The sequence below is a fragment of the Holdemanella porci genome (assembly GCF_009696075.1).
Lineage (GTDB): Bacteria > Bacillota_I > Bacilli_A > Erysipelotrichales > Erysipelotrichaceae > Holdemanella > Holdemanella porci.
Window position 1 is genome coordinate 35397 of sequence record NZ_VUMR01000002.1, and the last position, 21406, is coordinate 56802.

The following is a 21406-nucleotide window of genomic DNA, read 5'->3' on the forward strand; positions in this document are numbered from 1 at the left end:
GATGAATTAGAGTAGTAGAAGGAAATGACAATTTTTAGAGAGCTAAAGTTGGTGAAATTTAGCATTGTACAGCCTTTGAACTTGCTAAGGAGCTGATGAGTAATGTTATCCGTATACTCTGCGATAAAGAGTTTGAGGGGCACAATGAGAATTGTGAACTAAGGTGGTACCGCGTACAAACGTCCTTAGATTTCAAGGACGTTTTTTATTTTAATAGGAGGCTAATATGTACGATCATTTAGAAGTAGAAAAGAAATGGCAGAAATATTGGGCAGATCATGAAACATTCAAAACCGATGTTTGGGATTTTTCAAAACCTAAATTTTATGCACTAGACATGTTCCCATACCCAAGTGGTGTCGGATTGCATGCTGGACACCCAGAAGGATATACGGCTACAGATATTGTTTCGCGTATGAAACGTATGCAAGGATATAATGTGCTTCACCCAATGGGATATGATTCATTTGGACTTCCAGCTGAACAATATGCTGTTCAAACAGGAAATAATCCAAATGGCTTTACACAAACAAATATAAAGACTTTCACAAAACAGTTGCAGGAATTAGGATTTGACTATGACTGGTCAAAAATGATCGCAACATCTGATCCAGAATTCTATCATTGGACACAATGGATTTTTAAACAATTGTATAAAGATGGCTATGCCAAATATGTAGATATGCCAGTAAACTGGTGTGAAGAATTGGGTACAGTATTATCGAATGATGAAGTTATCGATGGTAAGAGTGAACGTGGTGGATATCCAGTTGTTCGTAAAAATATGAAACAACTATGTATCGACCAGGCTGCTTTTGCGGAACGATTACTAGAAGGTTTAAATGAAATTGACTGGCCAGAATCGACAAAGGAAATGCAAAGAAACTGGATTGGCCGTTCAACGGGTGTTGAGGTTCAATTTGAAATCGTAGGTGGAGGAAAATTCTCTATCTTTACAACATGTATCGAAACAATTTATGGTATTACATTCATGGTACTTGCACCAGATGGAGATTTAGTGCAGGAATTAATGCCTAGAATTAAAAATCAGGATGAAGTAAAAGCTTATATTCAAGAAACGGTTTCAAAATCTGAAATGGACCGTACAGAATTGAATAAAGGAAAAACAGGATGTCGTCTAGAAGGTATTAAAGCCATCAACCCAGTCAATGGCAAAGAAGTTGAAGTCTTTATTGGAGATTTCGTTTTGGCAAATTATGGAACGGGTGCTGTTATGGCTGTACCAAGTCATGATCAACGTGACTTTGAATATGCGATTGCCCACAATATTGACAGGATTCAAGTTATCGAAGGACAAGACGTAAGTGAGCATGCCTTTGAAAAACAGGACTATTTAGGAAAAGGCTGCAAGCTAATCAACTCCGAAGAATTTACTGGTCTTACTGTAGAAGAGGCAAAAGTAGCTATCACTAAAAAATTAGTGGATATGGGGATTGCCAAAGAAACAGTAAACTATCGTTTCCGTGAATGGATTTTTGCTCGTCAGCGTTATTGGGGAGAACCAGTACCAATCGTACACTTAGAAGATGGAACGGACTATGTTCTTCCAGATGAAGAATTGCCGTTGATTTTACCGGAGTTAGAAGACTATAAGGGACACAATGGAAAAGCGCCACTTGAAAATGCGACAGAATGGAAACAATACAACCAAAATGGTGTAAAGGGTGTTCGTGAAACAAGTACAATGCCTGGTTCTGCCGGATCATCATGGTATTATTTACGTTATATTGATCCACACAATGATAAACAATTGGCCGATCCAGAATTATTAAAGCACTGGATGCCTGTTGATTTATATGTGGGTGGACCAGAACATGCGGTAGGACATTTGATGTATTCACGTATCTGGAACAACTATCTATACGATAAGGGTATTGTGGCATGTAAAGAACCATTCAAAAAATTAGTACACCAAGGTATGATCTTAGGTGAAAACGGAATTAAAATGGGAAAACGATTCCCTAAATATGTTGTCAATCCTTCAGACATCGTAAAAAAATATGGTGCCGATACACTACGTTTATATGAAATGTTCATGGGACCATTGGAACAAAGTAAACCATGGTCCATGGCTGGATGTGATGGTGCTAGAAGATGGATTGATCGTGTTTATCGTTTATTTATTGAATCTGGTAAAATCACAGATACAAACGATGGTAAATTAGATAAAGTCTATAATCAGACTGTTAAAAAGGTTACCGAAGATTATGAATCATTAGGATTCAATACAGCTATTTCACAAATGATGATCTTTGTGAATGAAGCATATAAGGCTGACACCGTTTATAAACCATATGCCGAAGGAATCGTGAAGATGCTTTCATGTATTACACCTCATATTGGTGAAGAAATGTGGCAATTATTAGGTCACGAATCTACAATAGCGTATGAGCCTTGGCCAACATATGATGAAGCTAAATTAGTGGAAGATACAATCACTTGTGTTGTTCAGGTCAATGGTAAAGTACGTGGTAAATTTGAAGCGGCTGTTGGTTCTAGCAATGAAGAACTTCAAAAACAAGCGATGGAACTTGAAACAGTTCAACGCCAGCTTGAAGGAAAGACAATTCGTAAAGTGATCGTTGTTAAGGGTAAAGTTGTAAACATTGTTGCCAACTAAGAAGGTGTGTTTATGCAAATCAAAACCATAAGTATCCAAAAATATCATGAATATTTGGATACGATTCATGAAAAAGAGTTTCTTCAATCCGACTATCAAGGTATGAAATTCTCGCAGCGAGGATGGGAAGTTGAATATATTGAAGCCATAAAAGACGGTAAGACAGTTGCCTTTAGTATGATTGCCTGTATGCCGTTAATGAAAGTATTTAAATATTGTTATATTCCTAGAGGATTCTTTATGGACTATCATTCAAAAGAAGATGTGATTTCTTTTACATCTTCTTTGAAAGAGTATTTAAAAAAGAAAAATGTGATCTATGCTGAAATTGATCCGTGCATTGAATTTGTACAAAGAGACAAAGACGGAAATATCGTTGAGAATGGTTACGACAACAAAGATGTCGTAGAAAATCTAAAGGCAGCTGGCTTTTTACATTTGCCAATGAAACCAGGCTATGACATCTCTAAAGAGTGTCGCTGGGTTTCTGTTTTGAATCTAAAAGGTAAGACAAAAGAAGAAATCTTTAAAGAGTTTTCATATCAGACACGACAAGACATTCGTACTTATGAAAAATATTGTGTGAAGACGCGTGTCTTGAATGAAGATCAATTAGATGTACTGGATGAAATGGAAAAGGAAACCAGTGAAAGACAAGACTTTGAAGCTATGAGTTTGGATTACTATAAAGATTTATATAAATTTTATGGCAAATCCCATATTGAAACGGTATTGTCTTATCTCGATCTAGATGCTTATGCGATTAAGATGCAAAGTGAGTTTGATAAGACTTCAAAAGATATTGAAAAGACAAAGGCTTTCCTGGAACAGAATCCTGGTAATGTCAAAAAGGAAAAACGTTTAAAGACGGATGAAGAATACTACAATTCTTTACTGAAGAAGCTTTCGCATATTGAAGAATTGAAACAAGAGTATGGTAAAGAGATTCCTTTGGCATGTTGTTTATTTGTCAAATATGGACATCAAATCGTATATCTAGTTGGTTCTAGTAACTATGAACATAGAGTTTTTAGAGGCCCTTATGCGATTCAATGGAAGATGATTCAAGAAGCTATTGATGAAGGCTATGATCTATATAATTTCTATGGGATTAGTGGATACTTTCATAAGGATGAAGAAGGGTATGGTGTATTTGACTACAAGCGTGGTTATAATGCGGTTGTACGTGAATATATTGGTAACTTCATCCTTCCATGTAAACCATTTATTTTTAAAATTTACAACAATTTAAAACATATTTATTGAGTTTAGATTCTAGATTCGATATAATAAATTCGCTATGATAAGAAAGAGTACACAGATTATCTATTTCTTAGAGAGAAACTGGCTGGTGAAAAGTTTCAAATAGACCTGCGGAATACACCTTGGAGCTTCAATTTTGACGTATACCTGCGTTAAAGGTTTAAGTGCATACAAAAAATATTTTGTATGAAGTAAGGTGGTACCGCGATTCAATCGTCCTTATAGGGCGATTTTTTTTATTTTCAGGGAGGACAAAATGGAATTATTTGAAGAATTGAAATGGCGTGGGCTTGTTGACAACGTCACAAGTGAAGAAGTAGAAGATGTCATCAATAATGGAGAAGTTACATTCTATATTGGTACAGATCCAACGGCAGATAGCTTGCACATTGGACACTATTCATCATTGTTGATGGCAAAACGTTTAGAAAAACATGGACATCACCCAATCATGTTGGTGGGTGGAGCCACTGGATTTATTGGAGATCCAAAGGCAACTGGAGAAAGAAGTATGTTGACTCCAGAAGTATTAAAATCAAATTATGATGCATTACATGCACAAATCTCTAAATTATGGGGCTTTGACATGGTCAATAACTTAGATTGGACAAAAGATATCACAATTATTGATTTTTTACGTGACTATGGAAAATTGTTCAACGTAAACTATATGTTGAATAAAGAAACTGTTAAAAAACGTTTAGATTCAGGAATCAGTTATACAGAATTTTCTTATATGATCCTTCAATCTTTGGACTTCTTAAATCTATACCAGACAAGAGGTTGTACAATGCAGATAGGTGGACAGGACCAATGGGGAAATATCACTTCAGGTCTAGAGTTAATTCGTAAAAAATGTGGTGCAGACGTGAAATGTTATGGTTTGACTATGCCATTAATTACGAAAGCGGATGGAACTAAATTTGGTAAGAGTGAAACAGGAACGGTTTGGTTGGATCCTAAAAAGACTTCACCTTATGAATTATATCAATTCTTATTCAACACGGATGATTCAAAGGTCATTGAATATTTAAAGAAACTAACATTCCTAACAAAAGAAGAAATTGATGCTTTAGAAGTATCTTTAAAGGAAGATGCTGGAAGACGTGAGGCACAAAAGAAATTGGCTGAAGAAGTTGTACGTGATTTACATGGTGAAGAAGGCTTAGAATCGGCTTTAAATATCACAAACGCATTATTTAGAGGTCAACTCAATGATTTGGATGAACAACAACGTTTAGATGCGGTTAAAAACATGGATAAAGTTGACCAAGAAGCTGGAAAGACTTTAATCGATGTTTTAGTGGAGGCTAAGATTGCTTCGAGTCGTCGTGAAGCTAGAGAGTGGATCAAAGGAAACTCCATTAGCTTAAACGGTGTCAAAGTCAATGATGAAACTTTAGTTATTGATTCTACTCAAGCATATGTATCTAACTATGTAATCATTCGTCGTGGTAAGAAAAGATATTATTGTTTAAATTTGAAATAAATAAAAATACGTGGTTAGACATGTTTGCCTTGCCACGTATTTCTTTTTACCATTAACTTATCAATTTCATTTGTCACAATCGTTTTCTTGATTGTCCATTTTGGTTCTATTAAATCTTTCGCAATTCCATCACCTGTTAAACGTTCAATGATGACTTCTTGGGGTAATAACTCCAATTGATCGACTACAATATCGACATATTCTTCTAAAGTTAAAATATGAAATGGTTCTTTTTCATATTCTTTGGCCATTTGTGTCCCTTCAATCAAATGCAGCATATGGATCTTAATCGCATCGACAGGATGTTTGGCAATCTGTTTGACAGTTTCTAACATATCTTGTTTGTTTTCACCTGGAAGTCCATTGATAATATGGACACATGTTTTGATGTTTGTGTCCTTTAATTTGTCTAACCAATCAAACACAATTTGTGTTGAATGTTTTCGATTACACTTTTCCATTGTATCTTCATGTACACTTTGAAGGCCTAATTCAAGCCAGACTTCTTTATTTTGACTATTTAAGTAGTCTATAATTTCATCATTTAAACAATCAGCACGAGTCGCAATCGCAACACCAGGAATATTTGGATTTTTAAAGAAAGGGTCATATATTTTTTTCAAGATAAATAGTGGAGCATATGTATTGGAATAACTTTGAAAATACGCAAATCCAATACAATCGGGCCACTTATTTTGCATGCGCTTTAAGCCTTCTTGATATTGTTTCTGCAACGAATCATCAAAACATAAAATACTATCACCTGAGCCCATACTTGAACAGAAAGTGCATCCTCCTGTTCCTTTAAATCCATCACGGTTTGGACAGGTAAAACCTGCATTTAATGGAATCTTCGCTACTTTTTGATGGTATTTATTGCGAAAATAATAATTAATGGTTTGATACCTTTTATTGTCATTTGAATAAGGATAAGGATTGTTCATTGTATCACCCAAAACATTCTAACATAAAAAGAAACCGCATGTGCAGTTTCTTATAACTCTCTTCCAATAACTTTTGCGATGGCTTTTCCTTTTTCAACAAGTTCGGCATAACGTTTTGGTTTTAAGCTTTGAGCACCATCACTCCAAGCATCTTCTGGATCGTCATGCACTTCAATGATCAATCCATCAGCACCAGCTGCAATAGCGGCAAGGGATAGGGATTCAATTAATTTATAATCACCAGCAGCATGACTTGGATCAATGATGATCGGTAAATGTGTTCTTTCTTTAATGATTGGCACAACACTTAAATCCAAAGTATTACGTGTATAGGTTTCAAATGTACGAATACCACGTTCACAGAAAATGACATTTGGATTTCCTTCTGACATAATGTATTCAGCAGCCATGATCCATTCTTGAATCGTAGCACTCATTCCGCGCTTTAATAAAATTGGTTTTTTCGTTTTTCCTACAGCTTTTAATAAATCGAAGTTTTGCATATTACGTGCACCAATCTGAATGATATCTACATTCTCTACGAATTCATCTAAATGTTCTGCACTCATTAGTTCAGATACAATAGGAAGTCCTGTTTCTTCTCTAGCTTTTACCATGGCCATGATTCCTGCAGTACCCATACCTTGGAATGCGTATGGACTTGTTCTAGGCTTATAAGCGCCACCTCTTAACATATCAGCACCGGCTGCTTTTACTTCTTTGGCAATACGACAGATTTGGTCTTCGCCCTCAACAGAACATGGACCTGCAATCATCGCTATTTTTTTGCCACCGATTTGAATACCATTCACATCTACAATGGTATCCTCTGGATGAAACATACGGTTGGCCAATTTATAAGGTTGAGCGACACGCTGAACATTGTAGACGATAGGGTTAGCCATAACGCTTTTTTCATCAACAACACTTGTATCTCCAACCAATCCAAAGACGTTATAGTTATCGCCTTGAATCATTGTGACATGAAGATTCATGCCTTCAAATTTGTCAATCAATTTGTCGACATCGTGTTTGGGTGCATTTTTCTTTAAAGTAATAATCATAATAATATCCTTCTTTCCATTTGTGAGTAACAAAAAAGCATTAACAGTAAAATTGTTAATGCTTAAAAGCCCTAATTAAAATACCATTCAGTTTTGATTGGTTTAATTAGGGCTATCTAAAGTAAAAGTAAAAATATGTAGATTGAATGTTCATGTTAATCACCTAGCTATACTATAGCTTATCCAATGAAAATATGCAAGTCATTTTCTGAAAGTTGTTACATTTTATCTTGTCAACCTCCTTGGCAAAACTGGTTATATTTTTGTCATTTCTTGTCGAAAAGTGTAAAACAAAATAAACGTGCTATAATCTAAGTAGCAATACAAATCATATAGGAGGTACATAATATGAAAGTCAATATTGTAGGAAAAAACATCACTGTAACTCAGGGAATCTCAGATAAGATTCATAAAAAATTAGATGTTTTAACAAAGTACTTCATTATCGGAGAGGATGATGTAGCCAATGTCTTGGTTCGTACATATCCGACAAAACAAAAAATTGAAGTTACAATCCCAACACGTTATGCGATTCTACGTGCCGAGGTTGTAGATGACGATTTATATGCAGCTATTGATCGTGCTGTAGATAAATTGGAAGATCAAATTCGTAGAACAAAAACACGTTTAACACGTAAAAATAAAGAATCACTTGCCGAAGCTTTCTTGGATCATGAATTATTTAATGATGAAGATGTAGATGATGACGAAGTAGTTCGTACTAAATCTATCGTTCCAAAGGAAATGAGTTTAGATGAAGCTATCATGAAAATGGAATTATTAGGACACGATTTCTTCATTTATACAGATGATGAAACAAATAAGATTGCCGTTTGCTACAAACGCCACGATGGTGGCTACGGCTTGATTGAAACGGAATAAACGCGTGAAAGACATGTCAAAATGGCATGTCTTTTGTTTGAAAAGAAAAAAAATAATATAAGTTTGAATAAGTTATTCTTTGTGCTATAATTATGTTCGTTAAGGAGGTTTTTCCCATGGGATTTATGGATAAAGTAAAAGACTTCGTTGCTCCAATCGAAGAAGATGATGATTATCAAGAAGCACCACAAGCTGAAAAGGTAGAAGAAGTAGAACCTCAAAGTCGTTATGAGAGACCAAAAACTCGTACGAACGCAACTTCTTTGAATTCAAATACAAAAATGGTATTGTTTGAACCAAGAAGCTTTGGAGAAGCTGAAGAAGTAGGACAACGCTTAAAAGAAGGTCGTGCTGTAGTAGTTAACTTACACAAGCTAGATCGTGATTATGCACAACGTACGATTGATTTCTTAACAGGTGTTGTTTATGCGCTTGATGGAAAAATTCAGAAAATCGGTCAGAACGTAATTTTATGTTCTCCAGCTGAAATTGGTGTACAAGGAACTATTTCTTTAGGAAGTCCAGACGACTTCGAAGATGAAGACTAATAATTACTTTTAATGAGCTCATTTATGGTAGGTCATGAGGTGTTTATTTCGCAGATGAAAGATCAAATTCGTATCTTTCAAAAACAAAATAGGCCGATCATGACCTGTTTTTTATCGATTTCTGAACAAAGCATTCTTCAAAGCATGGTGCCTAAAAATATATGTCTTGTTTTTGATGGCGGTTATGATCAAGCACAACGAAAGATCGCTTGCTTTATACCTGAAGGATATGTTGGCTTTAGTGATTGTGTTTGTCTTCATGCCACGTACAATTCAAAATTTAAAACATTAACCCACTCCGATCTTTTAGGTTGTTTAATGCACTCTGGCATTGAAAGAAGTGTCATTGGGGATTTGATCGTGCAAAAAGAGGATCTATATATCTTTTGTAAAGAAAAGATTTCAAAATATATCATTGACAATTGTACGCAGATTAGTAAGTGTACAGTGCATTTTGAAGAGTGTTTAGACTATATCATTACGGAAAATAACAAAAAAGAAATACATATTATGTGCAGCAGTTTACGTTTAGATAGTGTAGTTGCGCAATTGTCACATTGTTCAAGAAGTGAAGCGTTAAAAAAGATTCATGCAGGATTTGTGAAAGTTAATGATGTGGTACTTGAACAAAATTTACAATTGTGCAATAATGATTTCGTGTCAATCAGAAAGACAGGTCGATTCCAGTTTAAAGAAGTGGTTTCTACCACAAAAAAGGGAAGACTTGTTTTGAACTTTGATCAATATATTTAGCTAAGATAAAGACACGCCTTTATTCGTTAGGATTGTAGAGAGCAATGAGTTTTGGTGAAACATTGTATGAATAGGAATTAAGGTATCCCTTTTGAGCTGATCTTATGAAATGATAGTAGTAGTTTGATCCGGTTGAACCGTTATCTCATGAAAGTGCATAGTGAAAACTATGAATTAAGGTGGTACCGCGTGTTGATTACGTCCTTTTATAAGGACGTTTTTTTATTTGGAAAAGGAGATAAAGTATGGACTACAAAGAAACTCTTCATATGCCTAAAACGGCATTTGAAATGCGTGGAAATTTGACTAAAAAAGAGCCTGGTTTCCAGAAGCGCTGGCAAGATGAAAAATTGTATGAAAAGATGTTAGAAAGAAGAAAAGGAGCTGAATCATTTGTATTACATGATGGTCCTCCTTACGCAAATGGTGACATCCACTTAGGACATGCCTTAAATAAGGTGTTAAAAGATGTCATTTTAAAATCACACTTTATGGAAGGATACAACACACCATATATTCCAGGATGGGATACACATGGTTTACCAATTGAAACAGCTGTGACTAAATTGGGGTATGACCGTAAGAAAATGGGAATTGCTGAATTTAGAAAAATCTGTTACGACTATGCTTTAAAACAAGTAGCTAATCAAAAAGCTGGATTCTTAAGCTTAGGATCGATTGGAGATTATGATCATCCATATATCACACTTCAAAAGGATTTTGAAAAACACCAGATTGAAATCTTTGGAAAGATGGCCATGAAAGGTTTGATCTACAAAGGATTAAAACCAGTATATTGGTCACCAAGTAGCGAGTCTGCATTGGCGGAAGCTGAAGTTGAATATAAAGATGTAAAGAGTCCAACTATTTATGTTAAATTTGCCGTTAAAGACGGAAAAGGTGTATTGGATACAGATTGCAACTTTGTGATTTGGACAACCACACCTTGGACAATTCCTGCAAACTTAGGAATTAGTGTAAATCCTGATTTTGACTATTCATTAGTGGATACAGAAAAGGGAAAATTGATTATGCTTTCAAGCATGGTTGAAGAATTATGTGATAAGTTTGAAATTGAAAAACGTGATGTTTTAAAGACTTTCAAAGGTAAAGAATTCGAATATATTACATGTATACACCCATTGTATCCAGAAAGAGAAAGTTTGTTGATGTGTGGAGATCACGTAACAGCCGATGCTGGTACTGGATGTGTTCATACAGCACCTGGATTTGGTGTGGATGACTTTAACATTGGGATGAAATATGGTTTACCAGTGTATTGTAACGTTGATGCACAAGGATGCATGATGGATGATGTTGGTGAATGGCTTGCCGGCCAATATGTGGAAGATGCCAACAAGACAGTCACTCAAAAATTAGATGAATTGGGTGTATTATTAAAACTTCAATTCATTACCCACTCTTATCCACATGACTGGCGTACTAAAAAACCTATTATTTTTCGTGCTACAACACAATGGTTTGCGTCAATTGATCAAATTCGTGATGAACTTTTAGAACAAATTCACTCTGTATCTTGGGTACCTGCTTGGGGTGAACAACGTATGCACAATATGATCGCCGATCGTAATGACTGGTGTATTTCTCGTCAACGTGCTTGGGGTGTTCCAATTCCTATTATTTATGGAGAAGACGATACTCCAATTATGGATCAAGCTATTTTTGATCATGTTGCCAAATTAGTTGGTGAATATGGATCCAATGTTTGGTTTGAAAGAGATGTTAAAGATTTATTACCAGAAGGATATACAAATGAACATTCACCTAATGGTATCTTCCGTAAAGAAACGGATACTATGGATGTTTGGTTTGACTCTGGATCAAGTCATACAGGCGCTATGATGGATCGTGGTTTAGGCTATCCTGCTGACTTATATTTTGAAGGTAGTGACCAATATCGTGGATGGTTCAACTCTAGTTTGATTGTTGGTACTGCCGTTCATGGTAAAGCTCCATACAAACAAGTTTTATCACATGGTTTCGTTATGGATGAAAAGGGCGTTAAGATGTCTAAATCACAATGGAATGCCGTTGCACCTAGTGAAATTACGAAGAAATATGGTGCAGATATCTTACGTTTATGGGCATGTAGTGTAGACTATCAAGCAGATGTTTCAATGGGTCAAAAGATCTTGAAACAAGTCAGTGAAAACTATCGTAAGGTACGTAATACATTGCGTTTCTTAATGGCAAACTTAGATGATCAAAAATTTATGGCCAAAGATTGTGTAAACTTCAATGAATTAAGTGAATTGGATCAATATATTTTAACTGAATTAAAAGATGCCGTAGATTTCTGTAGAAAAGCTTATAATGAATATCGTTTCTCCGATGTTGTTACATATTTGACAAACTTAATGACGAATGAATTATCCGCTTACTACTTAGATTATACAAAGGACATTCTTTATATTGAAAAAGAAGATGCACCAGTTCGTCGTCAAGTTCAAACTGTACTTTATAATGCCGTTGAAGTGATGACTAAATTGTGGGCTCCAATCTTGGCTCATACTTGTGAAGAAGTCAATGACTACATGCACTTTGATGCAGAAAGTATCCACTTAACGACATTCAAAGATCTAGAATTGGATTTTGATGTTGAAAAGATCAAAACGGATATGGAAGAATTATTCAAAGTTCGTAAGGATGTCTTCAAAGCACTTGAAAATGCTCGTGCTCAAGGTTTAATCGGTAAATCATTAGAAGCTCATGTCGTATTACATGTAAGTGATGCACAAAAAGAAATTATGAATCGCGTATTAAGTAATGCTGCACAATGGTTTATTGTATCTAAAGTCACATTCACAACGGATGAATTAGAACAATTTGAAGTATGTCAGGTACAAGTAGAAAAGGCTACAGGTCATGTATGTCCTCGTTGCTGGAACTATACTGAATCTGATAATGAAGATGGATTGTGTGATCGCTGTAACCACGTATTACACGACTAATATGTAAATGAAAAGAGTAACTCTAATCGACAAGAGTTACTCTGTTTTTTATTTTATCCGTTGTGATGATTTTATAATCTTTTGTTTCTAAATCCGATGAAACATCACTATCTTTATCTACGATCCATATGGCTTGTACATCATAATCCAGGGAGGATAAATATTTCTTTCCATCTTCTACACTCATACAGAACAACGTTGTACTTAAGGCATCGGCCTTGCCGGAATCTTTTGTGATGACGGTTACACTTCGAACATAGTTTGCAGGATAACCGGTTTTAGGATCAATAATATGAGAATATTTTTTATTCTTGTATGTAAAATATCTTTGGTAATCTCCACTTGTAACTAAACAAGTGGCCTTTTTTGTTGAATATTGAACTAGGGCATCATTTGCATCTGGACTTTGAATACCAATCTTCCAATCTGTGCCATCTTCTTTTTCACCAAGTAAGACAACATTCCCTCCCGCATTGATATATCCATTGGTTAGGCCAGCTTTATTTAATGCTTCTTTGGCAAGTTGAGCGGTATATCCTTTGGCAATGGCACCAAGATCGATGGATAGTTCTGGATCTAAGTAAGATACTTCATGACCAGATATTTGAATTTTATCTAAGTCAATATGATTTAAAGCTTCTTGAATCTTGTCATCACTTGGAGGGACTTGCGTGTTTTCTCTAGCCTCATGCCATAGATTTAAAAGTGCACCTTGGCTGATATCAAATTGTGAGTTTTCAGACTGCATCTGCATGGCTAGTTTTAAACAATCTATAAAGATTTCATCCATTTGAATCGGATGATTATAAGCTTCATGATTTAATGTATATAGGTTATTCATATTTTTATAGGCGTGGTACTGGTCAAAGCGTTTATTGTTTTCTTTAAATGTCTTTCTTACAATCTTTGTATACTTGGCAAAATCGGCTTGTGAACATGAGCAATTGAGTGTAATGGGCGTGTCAAAACCAACATCTGTTAATGTAACATTTAGGTTTTCTGTTGTATCATTACCTTTATTTTGAACAAAGAATATAACGGAAGTAATAAAGATGAGAAAGCATAGGGATATTACCAGCCAGGATAGAATAGATTTATTTTTTTGCATAGAAGTATTATAGGATGAAATGATTTTAATGTAAATGTCAGTACATATTTGAATTGTGGGAAATTGTCAAAAAATTCTTGAACTTGTGAAAAAAAAGGCCTATGATTAAAAAGTGTAAATGGGAGGTAGGATTTATATGTCACTATTTTTAGGTCCAATGAGACAGCATATCCCTGGTAAAAAAGAATTGACAGAAAAGTCTGAATTATTACATCTTATGCCTAAAAAGGAAGTCTATATTCCTTTGGTTGCAGGCCGTACTTTAGACTTTGATATTCTTGTTGAAGAGGGAGATACTGTATCCGTTGGAACAAAACTGGCTGAAACAAAGTCAGGTTTTTATGTGCCAATTTATTCAAGTGTTTCTGGAACTTATAAAGGAATTGTTAAGCGTATGCACAATTCTTTGCGTCCACAAAATCACATGGTGATTGAATGCGATTTTAAACAAACGAAAGTTCAATCTTTTGCCCCATTAGACTGGCAAAGTGCTACTCGCCAAGAGTGTGTTGATTTTGTAAAGAATGCAGGTATTGTTGGTTTAGGTGGAGCTGGTTTCCCAACCTATGTAAAATATATGAAACCAGATGGAGTTGATTATGTATTGATCAATGCCGTTGAATGTGAACCATATATCACAGCCGATTACCGATCTGTTATGGATGATGCCAAAGATTTAGTTACAGGTGCAAAAATCATGAAGAAAATGGCTGAAGCCAAAACGGTTTACATTTGTATCAAAGAATCTCACCCAGATTTAATTGAAAAAGTGAAATCTGTATTGACAGATGCGGCTGGTGTTGAGGTTCGACCAGTCCCTGATGTGTATCCAATGGGTTGGGAACGTGTTTTAGTGCGTGAAGTATTACATAAAGAATATGGTGGGTTACCTGCTGAAGCGGGTGCTATCATCGGAAATGCTTCAAGTGCCATCGCGATTGCGAAAGCCTTTGAAAAAGGAGAAGCCATCACACAAAAGAATCTAACAGTTAGTGGGGAATGTGTAAAAGATCCTCACAATGTATGTGTACCTGTTGGTATGCCAGTTAGTGAAATCATCGAAGCTTGTGGTGGATATACACAAGATACTGTCCGCTTGATTTCAGGTGGACCTATGATGGGTAAAACCATTGTCAATGATATGTTTGTCGTTGATCGTGCTATGAATGCATTAACTGTACTTCCAGCTGCAAATGATGATGCGATCGCATGTTTACGTTGTGGTAAATGTAGTGATCATTGTCCAAGTGGATTACAGCCAGTAAGAATTACAGCTGCATTGAAAGCCAATGACGTTGACGAAATGTCAAAACGTGGCGTTATGAGTTGTATCGAATGTGGAATGTGTACATATATTTGTCCATCTCATATTGATGTAACTGAAAATGTTCGTAAGGCAAAACGTATTGTTATGCTTAAGAAAAAGTAGGGAGGATTCAAATGAAATTTACTTTTCATGTAAGTCCAAGCATTAAGAATAACTTGTCAACACAACGTATCATGAAAGAATTATCTTTAAGTTTACTTGTTGTGTTTGCGGCAGCCGTTATTTACTATGCCTCTGCATGGGGAGCTAGTGCTGCTTTACATTGTGTTCTTTTATTAGCTTGTTCTTTAATTACTACATTCGTTTGCGAATCCATTTTCGCAAAGATTATGAAGAAAGAGGTTAAAACTTTCTTAAAGAGCTCATTTGGATGGGTAACAGCTATTATTTTAACTTTAATGGTACCTGTGAATATGTCTTGTTATGCAGTTATTATTGCGACAGTATTCGCAATTGTACTTGCAAAATTATTATTTGGTGGTTTTGGACAAAACATCTTTAACCCTGCAGCTGTAGGACGTGCTGTGATTCTACAAGCTTTTACAGGTGTGAGTGTAGGTCTAATTTCACAAGCAACACCAACAACAGTGATTGCGAGCACTTATCATTGGTTACCAAGCAATGCGGCCGTATTGGATTCATTCTTGTCTCAATATGGAGGCTTTGCAGGTCTAGCTTTAGGAACGTATCCTGGATCTATTGGTGAAACATTCTCAATCTTGATTCTGATTATTGGTGTAGTACTTGCCCTTCGTCAAATTATTGATTGGAGAGTTCCAGCTGTATATTTAGGAACAATCTTTGTGTTAACAGCTGTTGTAGCGGCCATTACAGGCATTGATTCATACCATGGAATTCCAGCTGTTGTCTGGTATCCATTATTGCACCTACTAACTGGTGGTGTTATTTTTGGTGCTGTATTTATGTTGACAGATCCAGTCACAAGTCCAACAAGTGCAAGTGGTCGTGTTGTATTTGCGATGGGTGCAGCCATTTTAACAACTTTAGTTCGTTTAAAAGCAAATCTTCCAGAAGGATGTTTATATTCCATCTTATTGATGAATATGTTTACTCCTTGGATCGAGTCTTGTTTCGATGGAAAACAATTGGAATTGGTAAAAAAATCAAAAATTGTTTGTGTATGTCTAGCTTTGATTGGTTTAGCTATAAGCTTCTATGCGGCTAGTTCCATTCAAAAGGTAGATACGGTTCCTGAAACTGCAGCTGTTGTTGAAACAGTGGAGGTAACACTATGAACAAGATCGTACATTTAGGTTTATTCTTGGCGATTGTTTCAGCCGTCGCCGGTGGTGCCTTAGCATTTGCAAATCAAATGACTGCCCCTGTTATTGCTGCAAATAACGAAAAACAAGAAAAAGAATCATTATTAGCTATGTATCCGGATGCGAACGCCAATGATTTTAAATTGGTCGATGCAACATTGGATTCTAAAACGGTTCAAAAGGTTTATGAATATAAAAACGTTTATATCTTCAACATGAGTGTAAGTGGATATAAAGAAGGAACGGTATTCTTAGTTTCTATTGATAAAGATAGTAAGAAAATCGACAAATACAATGCCATCAGCAATGGCGATACAAAAGGTTTAGGATCACAAGTAACACAAGCTCCATTTAGAAAATCTCTAGAAGGAAAAGATGCGACTGGTGAATTGGATACAATTTCTGGTGCGACTGTTTCTTCTGGACCTGTTGTTAGTGGTATTCATGAAGCGGCAAAACTTGTCGATACATTAAAGTAAGGAGGTTATCTAGATGAATCGTTTTGAAAACTTTAAAGCGGGTTTAATAAAAGATAACCCAGTATTCTCATTGTTCTTAGGAATTTGTTCAACACTAGCCATCACTACATCTGTAAACAATGCGATTGGTATGGGTGTTAGTGTTATTATCGTATTGATCATGTCCAACGTGATTATTTCATGTGTTCGTAAAATTACGCCAGATGAAATTCGTATTCCTGTTTATATTGTCATTATTGCCACATTGGTAAAAATCATTCAAATGTTGATTCAAGCCTATGCGCCAAGTTTAAATACAAGCTTAGGTGTATTCATTCCGTTGATTGTAGTTAACTGTATCATCTTGGGTCGTGCAGAAGCTTTCGCAAGTAAAAACGGCGTTTTAGATTCAGCTTTAGATGGTTTAGGAATGGGTCTAGGATATACATTGGCTGTCCTTGCGATGTCATTTATTCGTGAATTGATTTCGACAGGTGGTATTAAAGTGGTAAACCCATTTAACGAAGCGCAAGTTTGGTTAAACTTACACATTATTCCAGAAGACTTCACAGTGAGTATCTTTGGATCTAGTGTTGGAGCCTTCATTACATTTGCGGTTTTAGCCGCTGCTGTTGGTGCTTATAAACAACATGTAACAGCAAAAGAAGAAGCTGCAGCGAAGGAGGAAAAGTAAGATGGGTGAATTAATGGCACTTTTAGTAACGAGTGTTTTAGTTAACAACGTTATCTTAACTCAATTCTTAGGTATGTGCCCATTCATGGGTGTTTCTAAAAAGAAAAGCTCAGCAATTGGTATGGGTGTTGCCGTTGTCTTCGTTATCGTTGTTGCAGCACTTGTTACATATGCACTTTATTATTTAGTACTTGTACCTTTACAACTTGAATTTATGGATTTGATCACATTTATCTTGGTCATCGCTTCTTTAGTTCAATTAACAGAAATGTTCATTAAAAAGACAAGTCCTGCACTTTATAAATCATTAGGTGTTTACTTACCATTGATCACGACAAACTGTGTTGTTTTGAATGTATGTTTAGTAAATATTTCTAATAGTTATAACTTTGCACAAATGTTAGTATACTCAATCGGTACTCCATTAGGGTTTGCCCTTGTATTATTCATTTTCTCTACAATTCGTGAAAGACTAGAACAAAGTGAAGTTCCAAATGCCTTTGTAGGCAATCCAATCGCATTGATTGTGGCTGCCATCATGGCTATGGCATTCTCTTGCTTTACAGGAATTGTATAATGAAATATTTATTGGCAATATTGTTCTTTGGTACATTAGTCGCCATCTATATTGTTTTGTATTTAATGAATAAAAAAACACCCAAACCAGAAGGGTGTGAAGATTTAAAAGCGGATTGTGATGGATGTAAGGATTATGCCTGCACAAACAATCCATCTCACAATCAAGTGAAGGGAGAATAAATATGGTAATCGTAGCCGTAATTATGATGCTTGTACTTGGTGCAGTACTTGGCTTAGGTCTAGGTGTTGCCGACAAATATTTAAAAGTAGAAGCAGATGTACGTGTAGAAAAAGTAACATCATTACTACCTGGATATAACTGTGGTGGTTGTGGATTCCCTGGATGTAGTGGTATGGCTGAAGCCTTGGTAACAGGTGATATGGACCATATCGCATGTAAACCTTGTAAAGCAGAAAAGCGTCAAGAAATCGTTGATTACTTAAAAAACACACCAGGTCCTGATGGTTCTACAGTCGAAGTAAAAGGATAAAAGAAAGAGATGGAATTTTCCATCTCTTTTACTTTATTTGATGATTTTTAATGATTTCTAATAAATATTTTTCATCTGGGTCAATATAAATGGTCTTATTGGATTTCATTGTCACAAAACCAATCTTAGATCCAGGTACCTTTTTGATTTGTGAGATCAAACAATAATCTACGGGTACAGAACTTGAATCTTTGCCTTTGGAGTAATACGCAGCTAACATTGCACATAATCGAATTTGTGGTTCGGTAAAGTCTTCACTCTTTAATAGTACGTGCGAACCGTGATAGTCTTTTACGTGGAACCATAAATCGTTCTTACGTGAGACTTGGTGTGTCACATAGTTATTTTGAATGTTATTTTTACCTACATAGATTTCACAATCATCAAATTCTAAATGAAGGACATTTGGTTTATTGTTCTTCTTTTTACGTTTATTGTCCTTTTTAGGCATCAATACACGTTGTTTAACAAGTTCCTCTCGAATTTCTCCAGCATCAAAGACACTGCAGTGTTGAAGCTGTTCTTCGAGTTGTGTATAGTATTCAATATCTTGTTTACATTGTTCAATTTGTTCTTCTAAGATCAGTAAACTACGCTTCATCTTATGATATTTCTGATAGTATTTATTCGCATTTGTTTTTAGATCGTAACGCATATCAATTGGAATTGTTATATCTTCATTAGTTTCAAAAGAAGGTAATACAATTGTTTTTTCTTTTTGAATCTGGTGCATATACGCAAAGATCAAATCACCATATTCTTGATATTTATGATAGTCCTTTCCATCTTCTAAGGCTTGTTCTAGCTTTGGAAGTTTTTTTGTTTGTTTCAATTTTTCCTTTTCTACAGTACGAATGATGTCGCCATATTGTTCTTTGATCCGCTTTTTTTGCTCATCTTCTTCATATAAATGATTTAGGCCTTCCATGATTGTATAGGTCTTTGGTTGTTCATTTAAATGTTTGAGTTCAATACAATGAAAATCTTTTTTATAGATATAGAGTGTATTTGAATTCACAACTTCATTTAATATGTCGACGTATTTTTCGCTGTTATTCATGCGATACATAAATTCATTGGATAGTAATGGAGAAAAGCCATAGATCTGTTTAACAAGACTTTGATCGAAATCGATATTTTTGATTTCAAAAGGATTTTTCTTCTCCGGTTGAGTAGGAGCTACATATTTTGCGCCTGGATGAATGAATCGTTTGGCATTTTCATATACAGGAATACGTTTTAATGCATCTACAATTACGCCGTCTTTGACTAAGATCATATTGGCGTATTTTCCCATGAGTTCGATATTTAGATCGTATTTCACAAGGTCTTGAAATTCATTGCGACAAGATAAGTGTAAGCACAAAATGCGATCATATCCTACTTGTTCAAAAGATTCGACAATGGCTTGTGAACAGAGCTTTCTTAAGACCATCACAAAGTTGGATGGTTCTGGTTGAATGCCGGGAATAAAGTTTGCGATATATACACGGTTTGTGTTGGAATGTACATTAATGACAAGCTTTTGGTTTCCTTCATTTCGTGTGTGTAGATGAATCAATATTTCTTCATCGCTGATATTTTGTATTTTACCAATTTTACATGGGGTATATGCGTTTAATTTTTCTTGAATATTGTATAAAAATAATCCGTCAATAGCCATAGTGGACCTCCTTAGTCTGATAAGAATTATAACATAGTTAAATTAAATTTGACACACATGGTTTGGACTTGTAAAATGGATGAAAAAGAGGGAGAGCAAGATTGTCATGCAAAGAGGTTTATTAATCATTTTGAGCGGTCCTAGTGGTGTTGGAAAAGGGACAATTCGAAAATATTTTGAAACTGATGAACGTCTAAATTTGACGTATTCTACATCAATGACAACACGTAAACCACGTGCTGGAGAAGTGGATGGTAGAGATTATTTCTTTTCAACACGTGAAGATTTTGAGAAAGCCATTCAAGAAGGTGGGCTTTTAGAGTGGGCCGAGTTTGTCGGAAACTATTATGGAACTCCTTTAAAGGAAGTCAATCGTTTGCGCGATGAAGGAAAGAATGTCTTATTGGAAATTGAAGTACAGGGAGCGATTCAAGTACAGGAAAAGTGTCCAGATGCGATTTCTATCTTTATTATTCCACCTTCAATGGAGGAATTAGAAAGACGTATTCGTGGTCGTAGCACTGAGCCTGAAGAAATCATTCAACAACGTCTTGCCAAGGCAAGCAATGAAATGAAGATGGTATCACAATACAAATATATTGTATGTAATGATGATCCAAAGCTTGCAGCTGAGCTAATCAAGACAATTATTCTTCGCCATGTTGAGCTTGAAGAAAATAAATAGTTGCAAATAAAGCTTTTTTGTGCTATAAATAGATTGTATAGAAATTCAAGGAGTGGGTCGTACCACTCCTTATATTTTGCTACTAAGGAGAAATGTATGCACAATCTTAAAGAATGGATTGAAGAAGTTCTTAATGACAATGGATGCCATTTGTATGAATTAGAATGGATTACAAATCAGGGTACACCATTATTAAGAGTTTCGGTTGAAAAAGAAGACGGTACAATGGATTTGGATACTTGTGCGACTTGCTCAGATGCGATTGGCACAATGCTTGATGAAAAAGACTGGTATGCCAAAGAATACATGCTTGAAGTTTGTTCGCCAGGAGCGGAAAGAGAGCTTCGTACGGATGAAGAAATTCAAAGAGCAGTTGGCAAATATGTTTTTGTCAAAATGAAAGATCCAAAACAAGGCCTAGATCAAGTCATTGGTGATCTAATTGAAGCTACAGAAAATGATGTAACGATTTCATATCGTGATAAAACAAGAACAAAGAAGATCACTATTGAAAAGAGTAACATTCAGCTGATTATGACGGCTGTAAAGGTATAGGAGAAAA

The 21406-nt window shown here is 35.5% G+C and carries 20 protein-coding genes and 3 other annotated features (1 of these 23 running past the window's edge); of the genes, 16 read left to right on the top strand and 4 right to left on the bottom strand.

What is annotated here, in order from left to right; all coding sequences use genetic code 11:
- Positions 1–190 (top strand) — a binding site (T-box leader); it begins 8 nt to the left of the window's first position.
- A gap of 36 nt (positions 191–226) precedes the next feature.
- The 3 genes from leuS to tyrS all read left to right on the top strand — a co-directional run bounded on the left by leuS (position 227) and on the right by tyrS (position 5393).
- Positions 227–2641: a leucine--tRNA ligase gene (gene leuS, locus FYJ55_RS00655; RefSeq protein WP_154555200.1), complete on the top strand. Its 2415-nt coding sequence runs from the start codon at positions 227–229 to the stop codon at positions 2639–2641.
- A gap of 12 nt (positions 2642–2653) precedes the next feature.
- Positions 2654–3907, top strand: a complete 1254-nt coding sequence (locus tag FYJ55_RS00660) for a peptidoglycan bridge formation glycyltransferase FemA/FemB family protein (protein ID WP_154555201.1) — start codon at positions 2654–2656, stop codon at positions 3905–3907.
- A gap of 25 nt (positions 3908–3932) precedes the next feature.
- Positions 3933–4128: a binding site (T-box leader), on the top strand.
- A 32-nt stretch (positions 4129–4160) separates the two neighbouring features.
- Positions 4161–5393 carry a tyrosine--tRNA ligase gene (gene tyrS, locus FYJ55_RS00665; RefSeq protein ID WP_154555202.1) on the top strand — a complete coding sequence of 411 codons (1233 nt, stop codon included), beginning with the start codon at positions 4161–4163 and terminating at the stop codon, positions 5391–5393.
- 14 nt (positions 5394–5407) lie between these two features.
- Here the strand turns inward: tyrS and FYJ55_RS00670 are convergent, their stop codons facing one another.
- Together FYJ55_RS00670 and aroF are read right to left on the bottom strand one after the other, a co-directional pair.
- Positions 5408–6337: a TIGR01212 family radical SAM protein gene (locus FYJ55_RS00670; protein WP_154555203.1), complete on the bottom strand. Its 930-nt coding sequence runs from the start codon at positions 6335–6337 to the stop codon at positions 5408–5410.
- Positions 6338–6387: 50 nt separating this feature from the next.
- Positions 6388–7401, bottom strand: a complete 1014-nt coding sequence (gene aroF, locus FYJ55_RS00675; protein ID WP_154555204.1) for a 3-deoxy-7-phosphoheptulonate synthase — start codon at positions 7399–7401, stop codon at positions 6388–6390.
- 348 nt (positions 7402–7749) lie between these two features.
- On the opposite strand from aroF, the gene hpf reads away from it, so the two are divergent.
- The 4 genes from hpf (at position 7750) to ileS (ending at position 12556) form a co-directional block, all read left to right on the top strand.
- Positions 7750–8283, top strand: coding sequence for a ribosome hibernation-promoting factor, HPF/YfiA family (hpf, locus tag FYJ55_RS00680; protein WP_154555205.1), 534 nt, complete (start codon positions 7750–7752; stop codon positions 8281–8283).
- Between the two features lie 116 nt (positions 8284–8399).
- On the top strand, positions 8400–8831 hold the full coding sequence (locus tag FYJ55_RS00685) for a cell division protein SepF (protein WP_117571610.1): 432 nt from the start codon (positions 8400–8402) through the stop codon (positions 8829–8831).
- Positions 8832–8855: 24 nt separating this feature from the next.
- Positions 8856–9584 (top strand): YlmH/Sll1252 family protein, encoded by a 729-nt coding sequence (locus FYJ55_RS00690; RefSeq protein WP_195836625.1) that lies wholly within the window; start codon positions 8856–8858, stop codon positions 9582–9584.
- Positions 9578–9793, top strand: a binding site (T-box leader). It overlaps the preceding gene by 7 nt.
- Before the next feature lie 36 nt (positions 9794–9829).
- A complete protein-coding gene (ileS, locus tag FYJ55_RS00695) occupies positions 9830–12556 on the top strand; it encodes an isoleucine--tRNA ligase (protein ID WP_154555207.1) in 2727 nt (908 codons plus the stop codon).
- Between the two features lie 22 nt (positions 12557–12578).
- Here ileS and FYJ55_RS00700 read toward each other — a convergent pair whose 3' ends face one another.
- Positions 12579–13664, bottom strand: a complete 1086-nt coding sequence (locus FYJ55_RS00700) for an FAD:protein FMN transferase (protein WP_154555208.1) — start codon at positions 13662–13664, stop codon at positions 12579–12581.
- 136 nt (positions 13665–13800) lie between these two features.
- Here FYJ55_RS00700 and FYJ55_RS00705 point away from each other — a divergent pair, with 136 nt between their 5' ends.
- From FYJ55_RS00705 to FYJ55_RS00735, 7 genes are read left to right on the top strand one after another with little or no spacing between them, the layout of a single operon-like run.
- Complete coding sequence (locus tag FYJ55_RS00705) at positions 13801–15093, top strand: RnfABCDGE type electron transport complex subunit C (RefSeq protein WP_154555209.1); 1293 nt, start codon at positions 13801–13803, stop codon at positions 15091–15093.
- An 11-nt stretch (positions 15094–15104) separates the two neighbouring features.
- Entirely contained in the window at positions 15105–16247 is a 1143-nt protein-coding gene (locus FYJ55_RS00710) for an RnfABCDGE type electron transport complex subunit D (protein ID WP_154555210.1), read from the top strand.
- The gene (locus tag FYJ55_RS00715) at positions 16244–16753 is read left to right on the top strand and encodes an FMN-binding protein (protein ID WP_154555211.1); all 510 of its coding nucleotides are present in this window, start codon (positions 16244–16246) and stop codon (positions 16751–16753) included. Before FYJ55_RS00710 ends, FYJ55_RS00715 begins: the two co-directional genes overlap by 4 nt.
- Before the next feature lie 13 nt (positions 16754–16766).
- Positions 16767–17426 (top strand): electron transport complex subunit RsxE, encoded by a 660-nt coding sequence (gene rsxE / locus FYJ55_RS00720; RefSeq protein WP_154555212.1) that lies wholly within the window; start codon positions 16767–16769, stop codon positions 17424–17426.
- A gap of 1 nt (position 17427) precedes the next feature.
- Complete coding sequence (locus tag FYJ55_RS00725) at positions 17428–18003, top strand: electron transport complex protein RnfA (RefSeq protein ID WP_117571602.1); 576 nt, start codon at positions 17428–17430, stop codon at positions 18001–18003.
- Positions 18003–18185, top strand: coding sequence for a hypothetical protein (locus FYJ55_RS00730; protein WP_154555213.1), 183 nt, complete (start codon positions 18003–18005; stop codon positions 18183–18185). The genes FYJ55_RS00725 and FYJ55_RS00730 overlap by 1 nt, the downstream gene beginning before the upstream one ends.
- Before the next feature lie 2 nt (positions 18186–18187).
- Positions 18188–18496, top strand: a complete 309-nt coding sequence (locus FYJ55_RS00735; RefSeq protein WP_154555214.1) for a (Fe-S)-binding protein — start codon at positions 18188–18190, stop codon at positions 18494–18496.
- A 28-nt stretch (positions 18497–18524) separates the two neighbouring features.
- Here the strand turns inward: FYJ55_RS00735 and FYJ55_RS00740 are convergent, their stop codons facing one another.
- Complete coding sequence (locus FYJ55_RS00740) at positions 18525–20159, bottom strand: Rqc2 family fibronectin-binding protein (RefSeq protein WP_154555215.1); 1635 nt, start codon at positions 20157–20159, stop codon at positions 18525–18527.
- Positions 20160–20265: 106 nt separating this feature from the next.
- On the opposite strand from FYJ55_RS00740, the gene gmk reads away from it, so the two are divergent.
- Both gmk and FYJ55_RS00750 read left to right on the top strand, forming a co-directional pair.
- Positions 20266–20844: a guanylate kinase gene (gene gmk, locus FYJ55_RS00745; protein ID WP_154555216.1), complete on the top strand. Its 579-nt coding sequence runs from the start codon at positions 20266–20268 to the stop codon at positions 20842–20844.
- 96 nt (positions 20845–20940) lie between these two features.
- Complete coding sequence (locus FYJ55_RS00750; protein ID WP_154555217.1) at positions 20941–21399, top strand: ribosome maturation factor RimP; 459 nt, start codon at positions 20941–20943, stop codon at positions 21397–21399.
- Positions 21400–21406 lie beyond the last annotated feature (7 nt).